This is a genomic window from Mesorhizobium sp. P2_E7, from assembly GCF_056403855.1.
Genome location: NZ_JBFUER010000001.1, coordinates 3,443,418 through 3,463,631, shown reverse-complemented (window position 1 = coordinate 3,463,631; position 20,214 = coordinate 3,443,418). Strand labels below are relative to the sequence as shown.

The following is a 20,214-nucleotide window of genomic DNA, read 5'->3' as shown; positions in this document are numbered from 1 at the left end:
GGCCCGCCAAGGGACGTCGGGCCGCGCAAGCGGCCCTTTCATTTGGTGAGCCATCTATCTATCTATAGGCCATCCTGTCTAAAGGCACCGGCCGACACACAAGTTGACGCGGGGTGGAGCAGCCCGGTAGCTCGTCAGGCTCATAACCTGAAGGTCACAGGTTCAAATCCTGTCCCCGCAACCAAATCAAAAAAGGCCCGCCACAAGCGGGCCTTTTTGTATCTGGAGGTCGGCCGGGCTGGTTCAACCACCGCTGCCTGCTTGAGCCCATCGGCGGCTTTCCGTCTGGCCGAAGGTCCATACTGCACCATGCTCGACGCGTAGCGCATGGCAGCCTGACTTAACCCTGTTGCCTCCTCGACGAGACGGAACGGAACAGTGCGCCGCGTGCTGAAATGTGGACGCTAGCGGTTGTTCAAGTGAGATTGTGACGGAGCGCCCGCTCCGACGACAATGTCGTAGATCCGCAAACAGACCCTCGTATTTTGATCCGCGCCAGTCAGCCATAAGCAGGAGACCACTTCAATGCCGCTCGAATGCATCAATCCCAAAGATCTGCCCGTTCCGGAAATCTATAGCCAGGTCGTCGTCGCGACAGGAAGCAAGCTGGTGTTCGTCTCGGGGCAGCAGCCGGAAGACATACACGGCAAGCTCGTTGGCCATGGCGATTTCGCAGCCCAGGCACGCCTGGCGTTCGGAAATCTGGGCCGTGCGCTTGCTGCCGCCGGTGCTCGGCCTGAGCACGTCTGCAAGATCACAATCTACATCGTCGACTACAAACGCGACGAACACGTGCCGATCATCGAACAGGCCCAGATCGAGCTGTTCGGGAATCACAAGCCAGCAAACGTCGTGGTCGGGATAGCTGTGATGTCTCCAGGCTACCTGATAGAGGTCGATGCTATCGCGGTCATCGGCTAAGCGCGACGTCCAGGCGACCGAGATTTGCACGATTAGCGAGATCTGCCGATCTGGCCGGAGCGGCTTCATCCCTGCAGCATGACAGGAAATCCACCTCGATCGCATGGCGCCAGGCAGCCAAGCCGGTAAGCCTGTACTTACTTTTGGTCCCCCGGCGAGCTGATATCGGAGAGGTCAGGTCGTCGGGCCAGGCGGCTGCAAACTTCGGCGATAGCGACCGGGAGACTGGCCGATCAGCCGGGTGAAAGCTTGCGAGAACGAAGGCGCCGATTCATAGCCGACCGCTCGTCCGATCTCGTCAACAGTGCGGTTGGTTTCCCTGAGCTCCTTGGCCGCGAGATTCATCCGCCATCGCGCGACATAGGCCAGCGGCGGCTCTCCAACCAGTCGCGTAAACCGCCGCGCGAACGTGGCGCGTGATTGCGAGGCACCGGCGGCCAGCGATGCGACGGTCCAGAGGGCAGCCGGACGCTCGTGGATAAGACGCAGCGCTTGTGCCACCCCCTTGTCGCGCAAGGCGCCGAACCAGCCCGCCGTGCCAAGCGGCTGGCCTTCGATCCAGGCCCGCAGCAGGAAGACCAGCACACTGTCCAGAAGGCGTGGCGCGACGAGGTCATGGCCAGTGAGGTGGCCGCTCGCTTCGACCCGCAGCAGCTCGGTTGCCAGGCGCAGCGGCGCATTGGCTTCTACCTGCGCACGGGTCAGATGGATCAGCGGCGGCAGCAACGATATCATCGGATGCGGGCCGCTCCCGTCCAGCTGATATTTCGCGCACAGAAGGGTCGTTCCCTTGTTCTCTCTGTCCGGCTGGTTCTGGTTGCCCGGGCTCGCCGATAGCGCCGCGGCCATGGACGACAAGGGCGCGTCTGCCGGGTCGCTAAGCGTATGCCCCACCCCGCTGCCGACGAGGATGACGTCTCCTTCCGACACGTGAATGAGTTCGCCGGCCAGGCGCAGCCAGCATTCGCCACGCTGCACGAGGTGTATGGCGGCGTTCCGCATCGGCTCGACCGAGATACCCCAGGGCCGTCTCAACGCAGCAGTACCGATCAAGGCGCTGCCCAGGCGCACCGAAGCCAGAACATCCGACAACACATCCACGGCCCAGCAACTCCCGCCTCGTCATATCAAGCAATCTGAGACGGTCCGATACGAATATGCAACTCCTGCCCATCGATTATCTCACAACTGTCAGCGAGAATCTCGACCATGGCTGCTGCATCACCAGCGCGGCAAAGCTCCAGCAACGGGATAGATATGATGCGCGACCAGCAATCAGTACACACGGCAAAGACCGGCAATTCGACGGCTGAGGAGAGCAACAAGGCCGTCGTGCTCGACTTCATTGAGAAGTCGGTGAACCGGGGGGAGATAGATGCCGCCTCGGCGCATTTCGGCGAGAGCTACACGCAACACAATCCCAATATCGCCGATGGCGCCCAGGGCTTTCGCGATTATCTGCGGCAGCTCAGGCAGAATTTTCCGCTGGTGCAGGGCGAAGTCAAACGGATCTTCGCCGACGGCGATTTCGTCGTGGTGCACATGCACGCGAGGCGTGAACCGCAAGAGGCTGGCCTCGCCATCGTCGACTTCTTCCGGCTCGAGCAAGGCAAGCTCGTCGAGCATTGGGAAGTCCGCCAGCCCGTCATCACAAGCGATCTGCATGACAACTGCATGATTTGAACGGCAGTGAGATCGTCAGGCGAACGCGCGAGCCGTTGATCTAAGCAGCCTGCGCCTTGCCGAAGCTTTTCGTCGCCGGCGCCTCAGCCGGCTCGCCGCAACGATGCCTGATAGGCCAGCGATGTCCAGCTGTTGCTTGAGGCGAGATGGCAATAGAGCAGCGCCAGCGCGCCCGATTTCCTCAAGTCGAGAAACGCCTCGTCGCTCAGCTTGTTGAAGGCCGGCTCGTCGATCACCTGGAAGTCGGTGAGGTTGAGGGTTTCGCCGCCTTCCAGCGTCACCTTGCTCTGGCGCGGCGCGAACAGGCCGTGCGCGTCGATCTTGTCGATCATGGCACGCGTCGCATTGAAGTCGGTCTGGAACTGGCTGCAGAAGGCGAGTGCCTGTTTCGAGGCCTCGGCCGCCTCGTTGCCGTCGAAGAAGGGTACGATTTTGTCGCCACCCGCGCGCGATGATGCCTGCTCGACAATGCGTTTACTGGCCCGATCGATGCACAGCGTCAGGCGGCCAGTCGTCTTCGATTCATCGGCGAGGATGAAGGGGTAGCGGCGGACGTAGGCGGGAATGTAATGCGGCTCCGCCCATTTGCCGTCGGCGCCGACGAACAGGTTCTGGTCCTGGCGCAGGCCGGTGATGATCACTGGCGCCTTGGCGTCGCCGATGAAGACGATGGGGTAAGAACGCATCGCCGCCGGCATTTCCGAAGCGACCACGGGGATGGCGTGCGCGGTGCGGGCAAAGGAGAAATCGGCCCGCGCGGTCAGGCCAAGCGAGCCGTGCCGCAGCGGATTGAGCGCCTCGGGCTTTGCGTAGAACAATGGCAGCGCGTTGACCACCGGGGCCGTTTCCTGTTTCGCATCGGTCATTGTCGCTGTTCTCTCCTCTTGCGCCCACCCCGGGTTTAAGCCTGCAGCCGCCAGGGTGCAATGTGCAGCCGGCGCCTGTGGACAGCTTGTCGGCGAGCGGCGCCATTGGCTGGCTAGGCAGGCAATTCAGGCGAGCGAGCGGCATGGCATCGGCGGATGCAAAGCCCTGCCGGATCATCTCATACGTGCTTGCGGCCACCGGTTTCCCGGAACCAGCTGTCGGGGTAGGGATACCACCAGTCCTGGATCGCCGGTCTGTGGTCGATAATGACCATCTTGGAGCGGCGGAAGGCGTCGAGCCCCTGGCGGCCGAGCTCGCGCCCAAGGCCTGATGCCTTCCAGCCGCCGAAGGGCAGGGCGTCATTGTCGATCAGCGGGTTGTTGACCCAGACCATGCCGGCTTCGAGCCGCTCTGCCGCCTCATGCGCTTCGGCAAGGTCGGTGGTGAACACCGAGGCGCCAAGCCCGAACGGACTGTCATTGGCAAGCCGGATCGCCTCGTCGAAATCCTTGACCCGGCAGATCGCGGCGACCGGCCCGAAACACTCCTCGCGCACGATCGCCATATCGGGGGTGACGCCGGTCAAGATGGTCGGTTCATAGAACCAGCCGGTGTTGTGCGCCGGCGGGATGCGACCGCCAGTGACGGCCTTGGCGCCGCTGCGAATGGCATCGTCGATCAGCCGCATCACTTTCGCCCGCGCGGCCTCGCTGACCAGCGGGCCGATCTCGGTCTTGTCCATGCCGTTGCCGATGCGCAGGGCCCGCGTCTTCTCGGCGAACAGCTCGACAAAGCGATCGTGCACCGAGTCGACAACGAAGAAGCGCTCGGCCGACGTGCAGACCTGGCCGGTCAGGTGGAAGGCGGCGGTAACGCTGCCGGCGGCCGCCACGTCGAGCGGAGCATGTTCGCTGATGATCAGCGGATCGCTGCCGCCGGCCTCGATGACGCAAGGCTTCATGCGTTCCGCACAGGCTACCGCCACCGCCTTGCCGGCGGCGACCGAGCCGGTGAAGGCAACCGCGTGGGTGCGGTCGGATGCGATCAGCGCCTGTGCGGTGGCGGCTGCGCCCGGCAGGCAGGAGACAAGTCCTTCCGGCAGGGAGCGGAATACGCTCATATAGTCGAGCGTCGACAGCGTCGTCGCCTCGGCCGGCTTGATGATGCAGGCATTGCCGGCGGCAAGCGATGCCGCGACCGTCCAGCACATCAGCAGGATCGGGAAGTTGTAGGGCATGATATGGACGGAGACGCCATACGGCTCGTAGCGCGCATATTGGAACGAGCCGGCCTGTGTCGTGCCGGCGACCTTGCCGGCATCGTCGCGCGCCATCTCGGCATAGTAGCGGAAGATCGGCGCACAATTGGCAATCTCGCCGATCGCCTCCGGATAGGGCTTGCCCATCTCGCGCACCATCAGCTCGGCGCAGCGGGTGAAGTCGGCCGCCTCGATGGCGTTGGCGACGGCATGCAGGTGCTTTGCCCGGCTCTTGGCGTCGAGTTTTTTCCACGCGGCCTGCGCCGTGGTCGCCGCGGTGAGCACAGCGTCGATCTCGCCGTCGCTGGCGGCAGCGATAGCGCCGACGGTTTCCAGCGTCGCCGGATCGATCACCGGTTTTGCCGCACCGGTCATCGGCCGGTAGTCCGGATTGACGAAGAAGGTCGGCCGGTCGGGGGAGAAATGCATGGACGTCCTCTCGAGACCCGCTCAGCGGATCATGTAGACCTTCTTGATCGTCTCATGGACAGTACAGACGCCCCTCCAGTCCTGCGGGAAGAAGGCTGCCGTGTCCGGCTCGATCTCGATGACCTCGCCGGATTCGTGGACATAGGTGCAGCGGCCTTCGAGGAAGTGGCAGAACTCGTCGCGGGTGACGTGGCAGTGCCACTTGCCGGGAGTGCAGACCCACAGGCCGCATTCGGAGCGGCCTTCCGGCCCCTTGTAGAGCAGCTTGCCCGAGGTGTGGGATTGCCCCTCGATCATGGTCGGGATGACGCCCCAGTCGACGAGGTCGGTGATGGCAAGCGGGGATTGCATGATGGGCGTGGTCATAGCGATTTCCTTGAATAAAGTGCTCAGCGGCACATGAAGGCTTTGGTCAGCGTTTGGGTGACGGTGGAGGTGCCGCTCCAGCCGGCGCGGAAGAAAACCAGCGTGCCGGCCTCGACCGGGATCTCTTCGCCATTTTCGTGGACATAAGTCCCGCGACCCGACAGGAAATAGCAGAACTCGTCGGCGGCGAAGGTGACTTTTCGCGAGCCGGGCGTGCACGCCCACAGGCCGCATTCGCTCGATCCGTCCGGGTTCTGCGACAGGATCTTGCCTGAGGCGCGCGGCGCGCCGGCAAGCGTGTTGCTGCCTGCGCCCCAGTCCTCCAGTTTCACGGTCGAGGCCTTTGGCCAGTGCGGTGTCGGCATATTGCGAAGCTCCGTTGCTGGGGTCCTAGTTGAGCATGATCTTGTCCGAAAACCGGTTCCCACTTTTCGGGATCATGCTTTCAGGCCAGCATGTAGACGTTGCGCATGGTCTCATGCACGGTGCATTCGCCTGTCCAGCCGGCAGGGAACATCACCACGGTCCCGGCCGCGACTTCTATCACTTCGCCGACATCCGACCGGTAGGTCGCGCGGCCGGCGACGAAATGGCACAATTCATCGCGCGGGATCGAGAGGCGCCAGCGGCCGGGCGTACAGACCCAGATGCCGGATTCCGGCTGGTTGTTCGGCCCTTTGTGGACCAGCCTGCCGGTCGAGTGCGACGCGCCGTCCAGCGCATCGGCTTGCGCGCCCCAGTCGACGAGATCGGTGCGGGTGGAGGCCTGGTGGAGATGCGGGGCGGAGGAGGTCATGGGCGTGCTCCATGGTCATGATGCTCAACCGCGATGCGTTGCCGCTCTACGAGGCCCCCCTCTGTCCTGCCGGACATCTCCCCCTCAAGGGGGGAGATTGGCAGCTCCAATGACGGCGCATTCCTTGTGATCTCTGGGATCGGCGAAAGCATTGGTGGCAGCTGATCTCCCCCCTTGAGGGGGAGATGGCCGGCAGGCCAGAGGGGGGTGCCTTGGCTCAGAACCTCAAGCATCGCACTCACAGCAACGTCTCCAACAAAACCGCAGCCTTCTCCGGGCCGTTCTGCGCCTGCATCTGCGCCGAGGTCTTCGCCAGCTTTGCCTTCATCTTCGGATCGGTCAGGCAGGTCTCGATCCTGCTGATCAGCTGGGCATCGCTCCAGTCGTAGCGCGGCATGCCGAAGCCGTGGCCGGTTTCCTGGACGCGGGTGGCGTTGTCGTGGCCGTCCCAGACATAGGGCATGATGATGGCCGGCTTGCCGAAATAGAGGCACTCGGTGAACGAGTTGTTGCCGCCATGGTGGATGACGGCATCGACCTGCGGGATGACCGAAGGCTGCGGGAACCAGCTTTCGACGATGACGTTGCCCGGCATATCCGTATATTGATCCTTGTAGCCGCCGACATTGACCAGTGCGCGATAGCGGGTCTTGCCCAACGTCGCGATGATGCGCTTCAGCAAATCGACATCGCCGGCGCCGAGGCTGCCGAAAGAGACATAGAGCAGCGGCCCGCCATTGTTCTCGGCGAAGGTCGGCACGGTATAGGGCTTCTCCTGCCGCACGCAGCCTTCGAGATACTGGAACTTTGCCGGGTCGAGCGGATGGCGGCGCTTGAATTTTGCCGCTTCGGGATAGAGCAGCAGATTGAGATAGGGCGAGGCCTCGAAGAACTGGCCCACCGGATAGGGTGCCTCGTCGTTGGCGGTGAGGAAAGCGTTGAAGTCGTCATGGATCGGCTTGATCACGGCGTTGAAATGGTCGCGGTAGCGCTGGTGGCCGACATGGTCGTTCTCGCCGCAGCCCGACAGATGCGGCGGGATGTCCTCATCCTCGATCTCGTTTTCCGAGCAGGAGATGACGCGCACCCAGGGCTTGCCGAACTGCTTGATCGCCGGGAACAGGATGACGTTGTCGACGCAGATCACATCCGGCTTGATGGCGGCCAGCACGCGTGGCAAATCCTTCTGCGCCCATTTGGCGCTGTCGACGATCGCGGTCCAGCAATCCTTCACATAATTGTCGACCTGGTCGTAGGGCGATTTGCGAAAATTCGGGATGTGGCCATTGATGAAATCCTCCCAGAATTTCGCCATCTGTTCGGGCGGCATCGGCTCCGACAGGTTCACCGGATGCGCCTCGAAGCCGTAGCCCTTGTAGACATCGACGAAGCCAGGGTCGGACAGGAAGACCGCCTTGTGGCCGCGCGCCTCGACGGCTTGCGCGATACCGACGGAATTGAGCGCCGGGCCGTAGGCTGCTTCGGGAAAAAACGCGATCGTCTTCTGCGCCATCAGGCTTCTCCTATTCTGCGAAAATTCTGACATCGGCGGCATCCCAGCCGAGCTCGACCTGGTCGCCCGACGAGACCGGCCGGCGGTCGGCCGCATCGGCGGTGACGCGCACCAGGAAGGGTTTTGGCGACAAGGGCGTGCGGACATGCAGCTGCAGGTCGAGCCCGTGATAGGCCAGCGCCTCGACCGTGCCGGTGATGCGGTTGGCGGTGCCGGGTGACGGGAACAGCCGGATGCGTTCGGGCCGCACTGAGGCGACGGCGGGCGCGCCAGGCGAAAGCGCTGCGGGAACTTTGCCGGCAATGCACGCGCCGTTCGTGGCGATCACGCCATCGGCTGACGCCTTGCCCGGCACGAAATTCATGACGCCGATGAAGTCGGCGACGAAACGGTCGGCCGGATGTTCGTAGATGGTATGCGGAGTGTCGCACTGCAGCAGTCTGCCGTCTTTGAGCACCGCCATGCGGTCAGCCATGACCAGCGATTCCTCCTGGTCGTGGGTGACGATGACGAAGGTGATGCCAACCTCGTGCTGCAGCCGCTTCAGCTCCAGCTGCATGGCGCCGCGCAGTTTCTTGTCGAGCGCGCCGAGCGGTTCGTCGAGCAGCAGCAGCCGCGGCCGCTTGACCAGTGCACGGGCGAGCGCAACGCGCTGCTTCTGGCCACCCGACAATTGCTCGGGTTTGCGGTCGGCGAAGGGAACGAGTTCGGTCGTGGCCAGGATGGAATCGACGCGGGAGCGGATTTCAGCCTTCGGCAAACGCTCCATCTCGAGGCCATAGGAGACGTTGGCGCGGACGCTCATATGCGGGAACAGCGCGTAGGACTGGAACATCAGATTGACCGGCCGCTTGTTGGGCGGGGTGCGGGCGATGTCCTTGCCGTCGAGCAGGATGCGGCCGTCGCTGGGCGTCTCGAAGCCGGCCAGCATGCGCAGCAAAGTCGTCTTGCCGCAGCCGGAGGGGCCGAGCAGCGCGAAGAACTCGTTTTCGCGGATATCGAGCGAGATGCCGTCGACGGCGGTGACGCGGCCGAAATTCTTCGACACATGGTCGATGGCGAGCAGCGTGCGCGGTTCGCTCATTGGCCGATGATCCCACGGTTGAGCCGCTGCGACAGGGTGAGCGCAGTGATCGAGACCGCCATGACGATGGTCGCCAGCGCGTTGATCTCCGGCGTGATGCCGAAGCGGATCATGGCGTAGATCTGCATCGGCAGCGTGGTCGATGCGCGGCCGGCGCCGGCGGTGAAGAAGGCGATGATGAACTCGTCGACCGACAGGGTAAAGGCGAGCAGCGCACCGGCGATAACCGCCGGCAGGATGACCGGCAAGGTCACGCGCCGGAAGGTGGTGATGGCGGAGGCGCCGAGATCGGCGGAGGCCTCGACAATCGACCAGTCGAAACTCTTCAGCCGGGCACGCACCACCGAACAGACGAACGCCAGGTTGAAGACGACATGGGCGAGGATGATGGTGTGCAGGCCCATGGTCAAATTGAGCATGGAGAAGAACGACAGCAGCGCGATTGCGAGCACGATGTCGGGGATGATCATCGGCGCGAAGATCAGGGCTTCGAGCCCCTTGCCGTATTGCCGGCGCATCTCGACGCCGATCGCCAGCAGCGTGCCGAGCAGCGTGGCGATGGCCGTCGAGACCAGCGCCACGATCAGCGTGTTGAGCGCAGCCGAGAGAATGGCGCTGTTGGAAGCAAGAGAAGCGTACCATTTCAGTGAAAAGCCCGACCACGCCGTCGGCAGCCCGCCTTCGTTGAAGGACAGCGCCACCAGCACGGCGATCGGGATGTAGAGGAAGGCGAAGACGAGGCTGAGCACGAACCAGAGCGTGCGCCGCGTGGCAAGGGAGCGCTCAGCCATCGGCGTCACCCCTTGCCTCTGCCGCACGCCCCGCGGCGCGGTCGGCGGCCAACGCCTGCGCCATCAGCACCAGGAGCATGATGGCGATCAGCGCCATGGCCAAGGCTGCGCCGAATGGCCAGTCATTGGCGGTCAGGAACTGGTCGTAGACGAGATTGCCGATCATCTGGAAGCGGCCGCCGCCGAGCAGCGCCGGAGTAACGAAATTGCCGATCGACAGCACGAAGACGAAGACAGCACCTGCGGCGATACCGGGCACCGTCAGCGGCAGTATGACACGGCGGAACGTGGTGGCGGCCGATGCGCCGAGATCGCGCGAGGCTTCGGCCAGTTCCGGGTTGAGCCGCGATAAGGGCGCGTAGCAGGCGAGGATGACGAAAGGCAGGTAGTTGTAGACGAGGCCGGCGATGACGGCGCCTTCGGTGTAGAGCATYGAGGGCGGCTCGCCGGTGTAGCCGAACCAGCGCAACAATTGGGTGATCAGGCCTTCGCGGTTGAGCAGCACGATCCAGGCATAGGTGCGGATCAGGTAGTTGGACCAGAACGGCAGCACGGCGAAGAACAGGAAAATTGGCTGCCACCGGCGCGGGGCGGCCGCGATAGCATAGGCGGCGGCATAACCGATCACCACGGCGATCAGCGTCGCGGTGCCGGCGATGCGCGCCGATTTGAGGAAGATGCCAGCATAGAGCGGGTCGAAGACCAGCCCGAAATTCTCCAGCGTGAAGGTGTAGTCGATGCCGCCATAGATGCCGCGCCGGAAGAAGGCGAGCGCCAGCACCAATGCGCACGGCACCACCATCAGCGCAGTCAGCCAGACCAGCGCAGGAGCCATCAGCAGGGAAGAGCGGGAGGGTAGATGCTTCATGAGGCACCCCCCTCTGCCCTGCCGGGCATCTCCCCCTCAAGGGGGGAGATTAGCAGTTCCAACCTCGCGCTTGCCTTCAGGTGTCGAAGATTAGCGAAGGCGATGCCACAGCTGATCTCCCCCCTTGAGGGGGAGATGGCCGGCAGGCCAGAGGGGGGCGCGAAGGAACGCAAACTTATTTCCAGGTACCGAAGTGGCGCGCCGCTTACTGCGCGGCCTTGATCTCGCTGACGATCTTGGAATAGTCGCGCTGGGCCTCGCCGACGTCACGCAACTGCTCGAACTTGACGAGGTCGGCCACCGGCATCGCCATGTTTGGGAACTTTGCCAGGAAGTCGGCCGGCAGGCTTTCCATCGCCGGTTTGTTCGGCACCTTGTAGTCGATGTTCTGCGCCGCCCAGGCGTGGTTCTTGGCGTCGAGCATGAAGTTGATGAACTTGAAGGCGTCGTCCTTGTGCTCGGAGGCCTTCATCACCACCATCGTGTCGACCCAAAGGTCGGAGCCTTCCTTGGGGATGACGTATTTGATCTCGGGCTTGTCGGCGATGCCGTAATTGCACCAGCCGTCCCAGGCCTGCACCATCAACGCCTCGCCGGAAACCAGCTTGGAGTAGAAGGTGGTGTCGTCATAGGCGAGCAGGGTTTTCTTGGCCGAGATCAGCAGGTCCTTGACCTCAGCCATCTTGGCCGGGTCGGTCTCGTTGACGGAATAGCCCTTGTCGAGCTGCCCGGCGGCCAGCAGCCAGCGGTCGGTCGCCAGCATGGTGGTCTTGCCCTTCAACTCGTCGGAAGGCGCCAGCAGGTCGCTCCAACTGGTGGGCGCCGTCTTGACCAGGTCCGAGCGGTAGCAAAGGCCGGTCGTGCCCCAGGTGTAGGGCACGGAGAAAGCGTTGCCGACATCATGCGGCAGCTTGGTCGCTTCCGGATAGAGGTTGGCGAGGTTGGGGATTTTGGCGTGGTCGACCGGCTCGGTCAGGCCGAGCTTGTTCAGCACCTCGGCGAAGGGCGAGGAGACGAAGACCACGTCATAGCCCTTGCCGCCGGCGGCAATCAGCTTGCCCATGATCTCTTCATTGGTAGCGTGCACCACCACTTCGCCGGACACGCCGGTCGCGGTCTTGAAGGCGGCAATGGCGTCGGGCGCCATGTAGCCGTCCCAGTTGGAGATGACGAGGTCGGCGGCCGTCGCCGGCGCCGACAGCGCCATGGCAAGGCCGAGAGCGATTGAAGATGTTTTGAGCGCACGGCGCCGCAGGCTGGTAGCGGTCATGGCAGACTCCCATTCGGTTGATCGTCGAAATCATTCGCCGGACCAAAGCCGGCGACCCGCGCCGCTGCATCGATCCTGTTCCCTCGGTCTTTCTTGCCGATTGTGCTGACAGTACTATTGCAGAAAAAAGTACGTCAATCCATAATTTGTCACCCGACCGAGGAATCTGACCGATTGTGCTCGTACTGGCGATCGGCCAAACCAATGCGGTCACATTCGGTATTCGAGAATTGTCATGCAAGCCGCAGCCCGACGACCTCGCACCAACCATCTCGATCTGGCGCAGCGCATCCTCGATGTCGCGCGCCAGCGCGGCTTCGAGCCTGGCTCCCGCCTGCCCGAACAGCAGATCGCCTCGCTGTGCAATGTCTCGCGCACACCGGTTCGTGCCGCACTCAGCCTGCTCGCAGAGCGAGGTGTCGTGCGCTGGGAGGCCGATTCCGGCTATCATCTGGCGATCGACCTTGCTGCGCAGCCGGCCATTGCCGCGGAGCTTCCCAGTGCTGAGGAAGACGAGCTTGCCGAAGCGATCCTGCGCGATCGCTCGGCGCGAAGGCTTGACCAGACGGTGACCGTCGCGGGATTGATGCGGCGGTACGATGCCAATCGAAAGACGGTACTAAAAGCGCTGAATAAACTGACGGAAGAGAATCTGCTCGACCGCGCGCCCGGCCAGTCCTGGTTGTTTCGCCGCGCTCCGGACGATCCGGAGGCGCAAGGCGAAAGCTACGAGTTCCGGCTGCTGATGGAGCCGGCGGCGATCCTGACGCCCGGCTTCCGGCTGGACGGTGCGCGGGCGGCGGCGTTGCGCCAGGGCATGGAAGCGCTCTCGGCATTGCCGGACGCGACCTTGGACACGCGCGAGTTCCAGCGGCTGGACATGGATTTCCACGGCATGATCGCCGAGGGCTGCGCCAACCGCTTTGTGTCGGATGCGCTGGCCGATCATCTGCGCCTGCGCCGGCTGCCGGGTATTTACGCGGGGGTCAACGTGTTTCGGCTGCGGCAATCGCTGCGCGAACACTTAGGCATACTCGACTATCTTGAAAGCCGGCAGTATGAGGTGGCTGCCGATCTGCTTCGCATCCACCTGCGGCTCTCCCGCAACCAGCGACCGCAGGCGGCCAGCCGCGGCGCGCCCGCACTGTTCGGCATGATCAGCCGGCCGGACTGAAGAGGAATAATTGACGCGTAAAGCCAGCCCGACCATCGCGCTGTTTCCCGAAGCCAGTTTCGGCGCCGCGTTGAATTGCGTCGGTATCGCACAGGCATTGCGCGCCAGGGGCGCCCGCCCCGTCTTCATTTGCCATGCCGGCTTCTCCGGCGTCTTTGCCGACTATGGTTTCCAGGAATACCAGCTGCCGACTGACGAGCCGCTGAGCGACAGTGAGCGCCAGAGCTACTGGCAGGCCTTCGTGCGCCGGCATCTGCCGCATTTCCGGCTGAGCCCGATCGACCAGCTCGAAACCTATGTCGCGCCGACCTGGCAGGCGATCGTCGACACCGCTGTCAATGCCGAGGCGCCGCTGCGCCAATTGCTGGCGCGGCTGAAGCCGGATGCGGTGGTGCTCGACAATGTCATCATGTTCCCGGCGATCGCAGCCGCCGGTTGCCCGTGGGTGCGCGTCGTCTCCTGCGCCGAGACGGAACTCCCCGATGCCGAAGTGCCGCCCTATCTTTCCGGAATGGGTGCCGACGACCCGCAACGCGCGGCGTTCGAAGCGCGCTATCTCTCAGCCTCGGCGCCGGCACATGACCGCTTCAACCGTTTTCGCGCGGATGCCGGCATGGCGCCGCTGCCCAAAGGGCTGTTCCTCGAAACGTCCCCAGACCTCAACCTGCTTTTGACGCCGGCGATCGTGCGGCGCGAGCGCGCCGAGCCGCTCGACCCCGCGCGCTTCGTCTATCTCGAAGGCTGCGTACGCTCGGAAGGGCCGTTCGAGGTGCCGGTGTTTCCGCGCAATGGCGGGCCGCTGGTCTATGTCAGCTTCGGCAGCCTCGGCGCCATGGATGTCGGGCTGATCGAGCGCATGCTCGCCGTCTTCGACAGGCTGCCGGCGCGCTTCATCGTCAACGTCGGTGGCCTGCGCGACGCCTATCGCGCGGTGCCGGACAATGTCTATCTCGACGCCTGGTTTCCGCAGCCTTCGGTGGTGGCGAAATCGGACCTGTTTATTCACCACGGCGGCAACAACAGCTTTTGCGAGGCGCTGCGCTTTGGCGTGCCGTCGCTGATCATGCCCTATTGCTGGGACGGACATGACAATGCGCAACGCGCGGGAGAGACGGGCGTCGGCGACCATATCGGCCGCGATGCCTGGACCGAAGGGGGATTGGAGAGAGCCATTCTCGGCCTGCTGGCCGACGATGTGATGCGCGCCCGCCTCAGGGAGAATGCAGCCCGGATGGCGCTGACCCCTGGAACGGATGTGGCCGCGCAAGCCATACTCTCTCTGATAGGTACGTGAACCAAAATGCAGGACAAAAATACCAACACCGCTCTCTTCACCGGCAACGATCCAAAGAGCTGGCTTAACCAGCACGGCATCACCGAAGTCGAGTGCCTGGTGCCCGACATGAACGGCGTGCTGCGCGGCAAGGCGCTGCCGACGGCAAAACTCCTCAAGGCGCTGGAAGATCGCGCGCTGTTCCTGCCGAGCAGCGCTTTCCTGGTCAGCATCGACGGCCGCTATTCCGGTTCGATCGACGAGGGCTTCGCCTATCAGGACCCTGATATGCGCATGGTGCCGGATGTCTCGACGCTCTGCCTGGCGCCGGGCGGTGGCGCCGGCAAAGCCTATGTCTTTGCCGACGCCTTCCACATGGACGGCAAGCCATGGATGGCGTCGCCGCGCCATGTGCTGCGCGCCGTGCTCGACCTCTACCGCCAGCGGGGCTGGCGGGCGGTGGTGGCGCCGGAGGTGGAATTCTATCTGACCGCGCCCAATCCCAATCCCGATTTGCCGCTGACCGCGCCGGTCGGCGCCAATGGCCGCGCCGAAGGTTCTCAGCATCCCTATGACATGGTGGCGCTGGAAGAATTCGAGCCGGTGATCCGCCGCGTCTATGACTATGCCGGAGCCGCTGGCCTGCCGCTCGACACGCTGATCCATGAATCCGGCACGGCGCAGCTGGAGATCAACCTGCTGCATGGCGACGCGGTGCCGTTGGCCGACCAGGTGCTGCTGTTCAAGCGGCTGACGCGCCAGGCGGCGCAACAGAGCGGCATGCATGCCACCTTCATGGCCAAGCCGATTGCCGCACAGGCGGGTAGTTCGATGCACCTGCACATGTCCGTCGTCGATGAGAAGACGGGCGCTGCGCTGTTTGCCGATACCGACGATGCCGACACCGAGATGTTCGGACATTTCATCGGCGGCCTGCAGAAATACGTGCCGGAGATCATGCCGCTGTTTGCGCCGAACGTGAACTCGTTCCGCCGCATCAGGCCCAACCACAGCGCGCCGGCCAACATCGAATGGTCCCATGACAACCGTTCCTGCGGTCTGCGCGTGCCGGCCGGCGGGCGCTCTGCGCGACGGGTGGAAAACCGTCTACCGGGTGCGGATTGCAATCCGTATCTGGCAATCGCCGGCTCGTTGCTCGCCGGCTATCTCGGCATCGAGCAGAAGCTGGCGCGCTCGGCCGAAGCCACCGGCAATGCCTACAAGATCAAAAGCACGCTGCCGAAAACCATGGAGGAGGCGCTCGACCGCTTCACCGCATGTGAGCCGGTACGGGCGCTGCTCGGCGAGGATTTCTTCCAGACCTATCTGCGCGTCAAGAGCGTCGAACTCGACCTGTTCCAGAGCGTGGTGACGAGCTGRGAACGCGATCACCTGCTGTTGAAGGTGTGATCATGGCTTCCAGCTCAACGGGTTTCAATTCCGGTCTCGATATCGGCAAATCCTACTATGTCGCCACCGCCAATCCGGCGCCGGATCATCCGGCGTTGGCGAGCGATGTCGACGCCGACCTGGTGGTGGTCGGCGGCGGCTGCACCGGCCTGTCGGCCGCCCTTCATGCCGCCGAGCGCGGCCTGAAGGTGGTGCTGCTCGAAGGCGGCAAGATCGGCTGGGGGGCATCGGGCCGCAATGGCGGCCAGATGATCCCCGGCCTGCGCAAGGGCGCCAAGGGGCTGGTCAAGCTCTACGGCTCCGAGCGGGCGAAGGTGCTGTTCGATCTCGCTTTCGAGGCGCGCGGCCTGGTGCTCGACATCATCGAGCGGAACGCCATCGATTGCGATCTGAGGCTGACCGGTCATTTGGTCGGCGCGGTCAACGGCTCTGATCTCAAGGACCTTGAAGACGAGGCAAAATGCCTCGAGAGCGTGATGAAGTTTCGCGACGTCGAGATCCTGTCGGCGGCGGAGGCGCGGGCCAAGGTCGACACGCCTTACCACGGTGCGATGTATGAGCCGCTCGGCGGCCACATGCATCCGCTGAACTACACGCTCGGCCTTGCCCGTGCCGCCGTGGCCGCCGGTGTCGTCATCCATGAGAATTCGGTGGCGGTGAAGCTGGAGCGCGAGCCTTCGATCCGGGTCTCGACATCGAAGGGTTCGGTGCGGGCAAAACATGTCGTGCTGGCCGGCGATGCTCTGCTCCACGGGTTGGAGCCGCGCGTCAACAGCCGCATCATGCCGGTCGGCAACTACATCGTCGCCACCGAACCGCTGGAGGGCAAGCGCAACGTCATCCCGGCCAATGTCGCGGTGTCCGACACACGCTTCGTCGTCAACTACTACCGCATGTCGGCGGACGGTCGCCTGCTGTTCGGCGGCGGCGAGCGCTACACGCCGTCGCCGCCGGCTGATATTGCCGGCTTCGTGCGGCCGCATATGGAAGCCACTTTCCCGCAACTGAAGGGCTGCCGCATCGATCATGCCTGGGGCGGGCTGGTCTCGGTGACGACGTCGCGGCTGCCGCATGTCGGGCACTATGGCGAGGTCTATTTCGCGCATGGCTATTCCGGCAAGGGCGTCATCCTGTCGACGCTGTCGGGCAAGCTGCTCGCCGAAGCGATCACGGGCAATGCTTCGCGGCTCGACCTGTTCTCGACGCTGACGCCGATGCCGTTCCCGGGCGGCACGGCGCTGCGCGGTCCGCTCTATGTGCTGGGCATGCTTTGGTACGCCATGCGCGACCGCATCAAGCACTGACGTTGCCGCTGGCGGGCGGGGATCATCGGAGGATTGCATGCGTGATTTTCAGTTCCCCGGCCGCTCGCCGATTCGCGCCACGGAAGCGATGGCGGCGACATCGTATCCGCGCAAGGACGACTGCGCTCGGCTACTCTCGACGCGTATTCAGAACCAGATCAACCAAACAAGCTGCAGGATCACCAGCGCGATGGCGTCCCAGAAGATGAGTTCGCCGGTCGAGAACCAGCGCTTCGATTTGTTGAAGCTGTAGAACAGCCGCCAGACCAGAGCGGCGGCGGCCAGCGGCACCAGAGCGAGCAGCGTGCTCACGGCCGCCGCGCTCCCGACACCGCATCGAAGGTGTGCAGCGCTGCCGGCGGAAAGCGCAGATGCAACGGCTGGCCGGGATTGTAGGCGCTGTCATCGTTGGCTGTCCTGACGATCAGCGCGTTAGCCTCGCTCTTGGCGAAGATCAACACGTCCGGCTCGACCGGTTCGACGACATCGACGGCGAAACGGATGGCATCGCCGGCGGAGGCGTCGACGAGCTGGATCTGTTCCGGGCGGATGCCGAGCACGATCGGACCGTCCGGCTTTCCCGGCAGCGGGCAGGTAAAGCCGCTGGCGTGGAAGACGCCGTCGCGGACATCGCCGTCGAATGTGTTCATTGCCGGACGGCCGATGAATTCGGCGATGAAGCGGTTGGCCGGCCGGCGATAGATCTCGCGCGGGTCGTCGTACTGGATCAGCGCGCCTTCGCGCAGCACCGCGACCCTGGTCGCCAGCGTCATCGCCTCCTCCTGGTCGTGGGTGACGAAGACGAAGGTCTTCTTCAGTTCGCGATGCAGCCGCTTCAGCTCGGTGCGCATGTGGAGCCGCAGCAAGGCGTCGAGATTGGACAGCGGCTCGTCCATCAGGCACAGGCTCGGCTGCCAGACCAGCGCACGAGCCACCGCGACGCGCTGCGCCTGGCCGCCCGACAATTGCGAGGGCCGGCGGCCGAGGTATCGGGTGATTTCCAAGAGTTCGGCCATGGCGCGCACGCAGCGGTCGAGCTCGGCGGCCGGCATCTTCCGGATGCGCAAGGGATAGGCGATGTTCTCGTAGACGCTTTTGTGGCTGTAGAGCGCGTAGTTCTGGAACACCATGCCCATGCCGCGCAGCCGCGGCGGCAGGTCGGTGACATCGCGGCCCTCGACCATGATGCGGCCGGCGGTCGGACGCTCGAGGCCGGCAAGCAGTCGGCAGGCTGTCGTCTTGCCGGATCCCGAGGGCCCGAGCAGGACAAGGAATTCGCCGGGCTCGAAAGCAAGGTCCAGCGCCTGCAGCGCCACCGTCCCGTCCGGGAAAGCCTTGGTGACGCCGTCGAAAACAATTGCCATGCGAGATCCCTTCAACCCTTGACCGCGCCGAAGGTGAGGCCGCGCACGAGCTGTTTCTGGACAAGGAACGTGAAAAGCACGATCGGCAGCGTCGCCACGATGGCGACCGCCGCGACCTGTCCCCACAGCGTGCCATGCGGCGTCACCAGCCCGGGTATGCCGACGGTGAGCGGGCGCCCGTCGAAGGCGACGAGGATGAAGGCATAGAGGAATTCGTTCCACGACAGGATGAAGCAGAGCACGGCGGTCGCGCCGATGCCGGGTGCCGCCAGCGGCGCGACGACGAAGACGAAGGCGCCGAGCCGCGAGCGGCCGTCCATCATCGCGGCTTCGTCGATCTCCCTGGGGATTTCGGCGAAGAAGCCGCGCATCATCCAGACGACGAGCGACAGGTTGAAGGAAGTGTGGGCGATCACCACGGCATAGATAGTGTCGATCAGGCCGAGCGAGGTGAAGAACAGGAACAGCGGCACGGCGATCGAGATCGGCGGCGCCATGCGCGTGGTCAGGAAGAAGAAGAACAGGTCTTCCTTGCCCGGAAAATCCGAGCGGGCAAAGCCATAGGCGGCCGGCGCACCGATCAGAATGCACAGCACCGTCGACGACACCGAGATCAGCACTGAATTGATCGCCAGCGGCCAGTATTCCTTGTCGATGAAGACGGCTGGATAGTTGGAGAGTGTCGGCGTGAAGACCCATTTCGGCACCGACGACAACAGGTCGACGCGGTTCTTGAACGAGGCCAGCACCATCCAGACGTAAGGTGTCAAGGCGACCACGACGGCGACCAGCAGCACGGCCCAGGCAAAGCTTTTCCAGGCGCGGTTTGTGGATTGGTCGATCATCGCCGCGACCTCAAAACGCGGCCGCCGTCTTGCGGCTCGACCAGTAGACGGCCTTGTAGAAGACCGAGCACAGGATCAGCACGACGAGATAGATCATGAAGGCGACCGCGGCGCCGTAGCCGAGATCCCAGTTGCGGAAATTGACGCGGTAGGCGTAGATCGAGACCAGTTCGGTTAGCGTTCCCGGTCCGCCGCCGGTCATCAAAAACACCTTGTCGAATTCCTTGAAGGCATCGATGCCGCGCAAAAGCAGCACCAGCGCGATGACGGGCCGCAGCAGCGGCAGCATGACGTCGCGAAAGATCTGGAACGGTTTGGCGCCATCCATCATCGCCGCCTCGAACGGCGCGCGCGGCAGGCTCATCATGCCGGCCAGCATGATCAAGGTTACGAAGGGCGTCCACTGCCAGACGTCGATGGCCACGATGGTCGGAAAGACCAGGTCGGGCGCCGAAAGCACGGCAGCATTCTGCGCCAGCAGGCCGACCTTGCGCATGTAGAAGGTGAGCATGCCGAAATCGCCCTGCAAAAGCAGGCGCCAGATCAGTCCGACGGCGACCGGCGCGATCATCATCGGGATAAGCAGCAGCGTGGTCAAAAGCCGCTGGCTGGCGACAAAGCGGAAGATCAGGAAGGCCAGCGCAAAGCCGAACAGGAATTCGAGGCTCACGGCGATGACGACGAATTTCAAGGTCAACGCAAACGATGCCCAGAAGAACGGATCGTTGCGCATCAGCTTGCGGAAATTGTCGAAGCCGACAAAGGCGCCGGAATGGCTGGCATCGGCGAAGCTGAGATCGGTCAGCGCGGTGTAGACCATGTAGTAGAACGGGCCGACCAGGAAGATGACGACGAGCAGCGTCGCCGGCAGCATCAGCAGCGGTCCCACCCCACGGTCGAGAAGCGGCATTCCGCGCGGCGATGGAGTGCGGTTCGTCACGGGCGTTTCCTGCGGACAAGAATGGCTACCCGCATGTGCGGGTAGCCTCTGCGCGACA

21 protein-coding genes and 1 tRNA gene are annotated in these 20,214 nt (G+C 63.7%); 7 read left to right on the top strand and 15 right to left on the bottom strand.

Translation table 11 applies throughout. The features are described from left to right. The first annotated feature begins 107 nt into the window (after positions 1–107). Positions 108–184 (top strand) — tRNA-Met (locus tag AC1DYC_RS17055). 341 nt (positions 185–525) lie between these two features. Then, positions 526–921 (top strand): RidA family protein, encoded by a 396-nt coding sequence (locus AC1DYC_RS17050; RefSeq protein WP_477408098.1) that lies wholly within the window; start codon positions 526–528, stop codon positions 919–921. A 174-nt stretch (positions 922–1,095) separates the two neighbouring features. On the opposite strand, the gene AC1DYC_RS17045 is transcribed toward AC1DYC_RS17050, so the two are convergent. Then, positions 1,096–2,022, bottom strand: a complete 927-nt coding sequence (locus AC1DYC_RS17045; RefSeq protein WP_477408096.1) for an AraC family transcriptional regulator — start codon at positions 2,020–2,022, stop codon at positions 1,096–1,098. Between the two features lie 159 nt (positions 2,023–2,181). Here AC1DYC_RS17045 and AC1DYC_RS17040 point away from each other — a divergent pair, with 159 nt between their 5' ends. Next, entirely contained in the window at positions 2,182–2,604 is a 423-nt protein-coding gene (locus AC1DYC_RS17040) for a nuclear transport factor 2 family protein (protein ID WP_477408094.1), read from the top strand. An 83-nt stretch (positions 2,605–2,687) separates the two neighbouring features. Here the strand turns inward: AC1DYC_RS17040 and AC1DYC_RS17035 are convergent, their stop codons facing one another. The 10 genes from AC1DYC_RS17035 to AC1DYC_RS16990 form a co-directional block, all read right to left on the bottom strand. After that, entirely contained in the window at positions 2,688–3,470 is a 783-nt protein-coding gene (locus AC1DYC_RS17035; protein WP_477408092.1) for a SapC family protein, read from the bottom strand. Positions 3,471–3,649: 179 nt separating this feature from the next. Next, a complete protein-coding gene (locus AC1DYC_RS17030) occupies positions 3,650–5,158 on the bottom strand; it encodes an aldehyde dehydrogenase family protein (RefSeq protein WP_477408090.1) in 1,509 nt (502 codons plus the stop codon). Between the two features lie 21 nt (positions 5,159–5,179). Next, complete coding sequence (locus AC1DYC_RS17025) at positions 5,180–5,524, bottom strand: cupin domain-containing protein (RefSeq protein ID WP_477408088.1); 345 nt, start codon at positions 5,522–5,524, stop codon at positions 5,180–5,182. A gap of 23 nt (positions 5,525–5,547) precedes the next feature. Beyond that, positions 5,548–5,889 carry a cupin domain-containing protein gene (locus tag AC1DYC_RS17020; protein ID WP_477408086.1) on the bottom strand — a complete coding sequence of 114 codons (342 nt, stop codon included), beginning with the start codon at positions 5,887–5,889 and terminating at the stop codon, positions 5,548–5,550. Positions 5,890–5,969: 80 nt separating this feature from the next. Further along, positions 5,970–6,320 carry a cupin domain-containing protein gene (locus AC1DYC_RS17015; protein WP_477408085.1) on the bottom strand — a complete coding sequence of 117 codons (351 nt, stop codon included), beginning with the start codon at positions 6,318–6,320 and terminating at the stop codon, positions 5,970–5,972. Between the two features lie 238 nt (positions 6,321–6,558). Further along, entirely contained in the window at positions 6,559–7,833 is a 1,275-nt protein-coding gene (locus tag AC1DYC_RS17010) for a glycosyltransferase (RefSeq protein WP_477408083.1), read from the bottom strand. Between the two features lie 10 nt (positions 7,834–7,843). Next, positions 7,844–8,917, bottom strand: coding sequence for an ABC transporter ATP-binding protein (locus tag AC1DYC_RS17005; protein ID WP_477408081.1), 1,074 nt, complete (start codon positions 8,915–8,917; stop codon positions 7,844–7,846). Then, positions 8,914–9,708 (bottom strand): ABC transporter permease, encoded by a 795-nt coding sequence (locus tag AC1DYC_RS17000; protein WP_477408079.1) that lies wholly within the window; start codon positions 9,706–9,708, stop codon positions 8,914–8,916. The genes AC1DYC_RS17005 and AC1DYC_RS17000 overlap by 4 nt, the downstream gene beginning before the upstream one ends. Next, positions 9,701–10,543, bottom strand: coding sequence for an ABC transporter permease (locus AC1DYC_RS16995; RefSeq protein ID WP_477408332.1), 843 nt, complete (start codon positions 10,541–10,543; stop codon positions 9,701–9,703). Before AC1DYC_RS16995 ends, AC1DYC_RS17000 begins: the two co-directional genes overlap by 8 nt. Before the next feature lie 238 nt (positions 10,544–10,781). Next, entirely contained in the window at positions 10,782–11,846 is a 1,065-nt protein-coding gene (locus tag AC1DYC_RS16990; RefSeq protein WP_477408077.1) for a polyamine ABC transporter substrate-binding protein, read from the bottom strand. A 235-nt stretch (positions 11,847–12,081) separates the two neighbouring features. Here AC1DYC_RS16990 and AC1DYC_RS16985 point away from each other — a divergent pair, with 235 nt between their 5' ends. The 4 genes from AC1DYC_RS16985 to AC1DYC_RS16970 are packed head-to-tail and all read left to right on the top strand — an operon-like array spanning position 12,082 to position 17,007. Continuing rightward, positions 12,082–13,020: a GntR family transcriptional regulator gene (locus AC1DYC_RS16985; RefSeq protein WP_477408075.1), complete on the top strand. Its 939-nt coding sequence runs from the start codon at positions 12,082–12,084 to the stop codon at positions 13,018–13,020. Between the two features lie 10 nt (positions 13,021–13,030). Next, complete coding sequence (locus AC1DYC_RS16980) at positions 13,031–14,314, top strand: glycosyltransferase (RefSeq protein ID WP_477408073.1); 1,284 nt, start codon at positions 13,031–13,033, stop codon at positions 14,312–14,314. A gap of 6 nt (positions 14,315–14,320) precedes the next feature. Further along, positions 14,321–15,703, top strand: a complete 1,383-nt coding sequence (locus tag AC1DYC_RS16975; protein ID WP_477408071.1) for a glutamine synthetase family protein — start codon at positions 14,321–14,323, stop codon at positions 15,701–15,703. A gap of 2 nt (positions 15,704–15,705) precedes the next feature. Beyond that, positions 15,706–17,007 carry an NAD(P)/FAD-dependent oxidoreductase gene (locus AC1DYC_RS16970; protein ID WP_477408069.1) on the top strand — a complete coding sequence of 434 codons (1,302 nt, stop codon included), beginning with the start codon at positions 15,706–15,708 and terminating at the stop codon, positions 17,005–17,007. Between the two features lie 147 nt (positions 17,008–17,154). Here AC1DYC_RS16970 and AC1DYC_RS16965 read toward each other — a convergent pair whose 3' ends face one another. The 4 genes from AC1DYC_RS16965 to AC1DYC_RS16950 are packed head-to-tail and all read right to left on the bottom strand — an operon-like array spanning position 17,155 to position 20,156. Beyond that, positions 17,155–17,319 (bottom strand): hypothetical protein, encoded by a 165-nt coding sequence (locus AC1DYC_RS16965; protein ID WP_477408067.1) that lies wholly within the window; start codon positions 17,317–17,319, stop codon positions 17,155–17,157. After that, on the bottom strand, positions 17,316–18,371 hold the full coding sequence (locus tag AC1DYC_RS16960) for an ABC transporter ATP-binding protein (RefSeq protein WP_477408065.1): 1,056 nt from the start codon (positions 18,369–18,371) through the stop codon (positions 17,316–17,318). Before AC1DYC_RS16960 ends, AC1DYC_RS16965 begins: the two co-directional genes overlap by 4 nt. Positions 18,372–18,382: 11 nt before the next feature. Continuing rightward, positions 18,383–19,216 (bottom strand): carbohydrate ABC transporter permease, encoded by an 834-nt coding sequence (locus AC1DYC_RS16955; protein ID WP_477408063.1) that lies wholly within the window; start codon positions 19,214–19,216, stop codon positions 18,383–18,385. Between the two features lie 10 nt (positions 19,217–19,226). Continuing rightward, positions 19,227–20,156, bottom strand: coding sequence for a carbohydrate ABC transporter permease (locus AC1DYC_RS16950; RefSeq protein WP_477408061.1), 930 nt, complete (start codon positions 20,154–20,156; stop codon positions 19,227–19,229). Positions 20,157–20,214: the final 58 nt, after the last annotated feature.

Excerpts from the sequence above, each read along its gene's own strand:
- AC1DYC_RS17050 (WP_477408098.1), top strand. The coding sequence starts at position 526 with ATGCCGCTCGAATGCATCAATCCCAAAGATCTGCCCGTTCCGGAAATC.
- AC1DYC_RS17040 (WP_477408094.1), top strand. The coding sequence starts at position 2,182 with ATGCGCGACCAGCAATCAGTACACACGGCAAAGACCGGCAATTCGACG.
- AC1DYC_RS17035 (WP_477408092.1), bottom strand. The coding sequence starts at position 3,470 with ATGACCGATGCGAAACAGGAAACGGCCCCGGTGGTCAACGCGCTGCCA.
- AC1DYC_RS17030 (WP_477408090.1), bottom strand. The coding sequence starts at position 5,158 with ATGCATTTCTCCCCCGACCGGCCGACCTTCTTCGTCAATCCGGACTAC.
- AC1DYC_RS17025 (WP_477408088.1), bottom strand. The coding sequence starts at position 5,524 with ATGACCACGCCCATCATGCAATCCCCGCTTGCCATCACCGACCTCGTC.
- AC1DYC_RS17020 (WP_477408086.1), bottom strand. The coding sequence starts at position 5,889 with ATGCCGACACCGCACTGGCCAAAGGCCTCGACCGTGAAACTGGAGGAC.
- AC1DYC_RS17015 (WP_477408085.1), bottom strand. The coding sequence starts at position 6,320 with ATGACCTCCTCCGCCCCGCATCTCCACCAGGCCTCCACCCGCACCGAT.
- AC1DYC_RS17010 (WP_477408083.1), bottom strand. The coding sequence starts at position 7,833 with ATGGCGCAGAAGACGATCGCGTTTTTTCCCGAAGCAGCCTACGGCCCG.
- AC1DYC_RS17005 (WP_477408081.1), bottom strand. The coding sequence starts at position 8,917 with ATGAGCGAACCGCGCACGCTGCTCGCCATCGACCATGTGTCGAAGAAT.
- AC1DYC_RS17000 (WP_477408079.1), bottom strand. The coding sequence starts at position 9,708 with ATGGCTGAGCGCTCCCTTGCCACGCGGCGCACGCTCTGGTTCGTGCTC.
- AC1DYC_RS16990 (WP_477408077.1), bottom strand. The coding sequence starts at position 11,846 with ATGACCGCTACCAGCCTGCGGCGCCGTGCGCTCAAAACATCTTCAATC.
- AC1DYC_RS16985 (WP_477408075.1), top strand. The coding sequence starts at position 12,082 with ATGCAAGCCGCAGCCCGACGACCTCGCACCAACCATCTCGATCTGGCG.
- AC1DYC_RS16970 (WP_477408069.1), top strand. The coding sequence starts at position 15,706 with ATGGCTTCCAGCTCAACGGGTTTCAATTCCGGTCTCGATATCGGCAAA.
- AC1DYC_RS16960 (WP_477408065.1), bottom strand. The coding sequence starts at position 18,371 with ATGGCAATTGTTTTCGACGGCGTCACCAAGGCTTTCCCGGACGGGACG.
- AC1DYC_RS16955 (WP_477408063.1), bottom strand. The coding sequence starts at position 19,216 with ATGATCGACCAATCCACAAACCGCGCCTGGAAAAGCTTTGCCTGGGCC.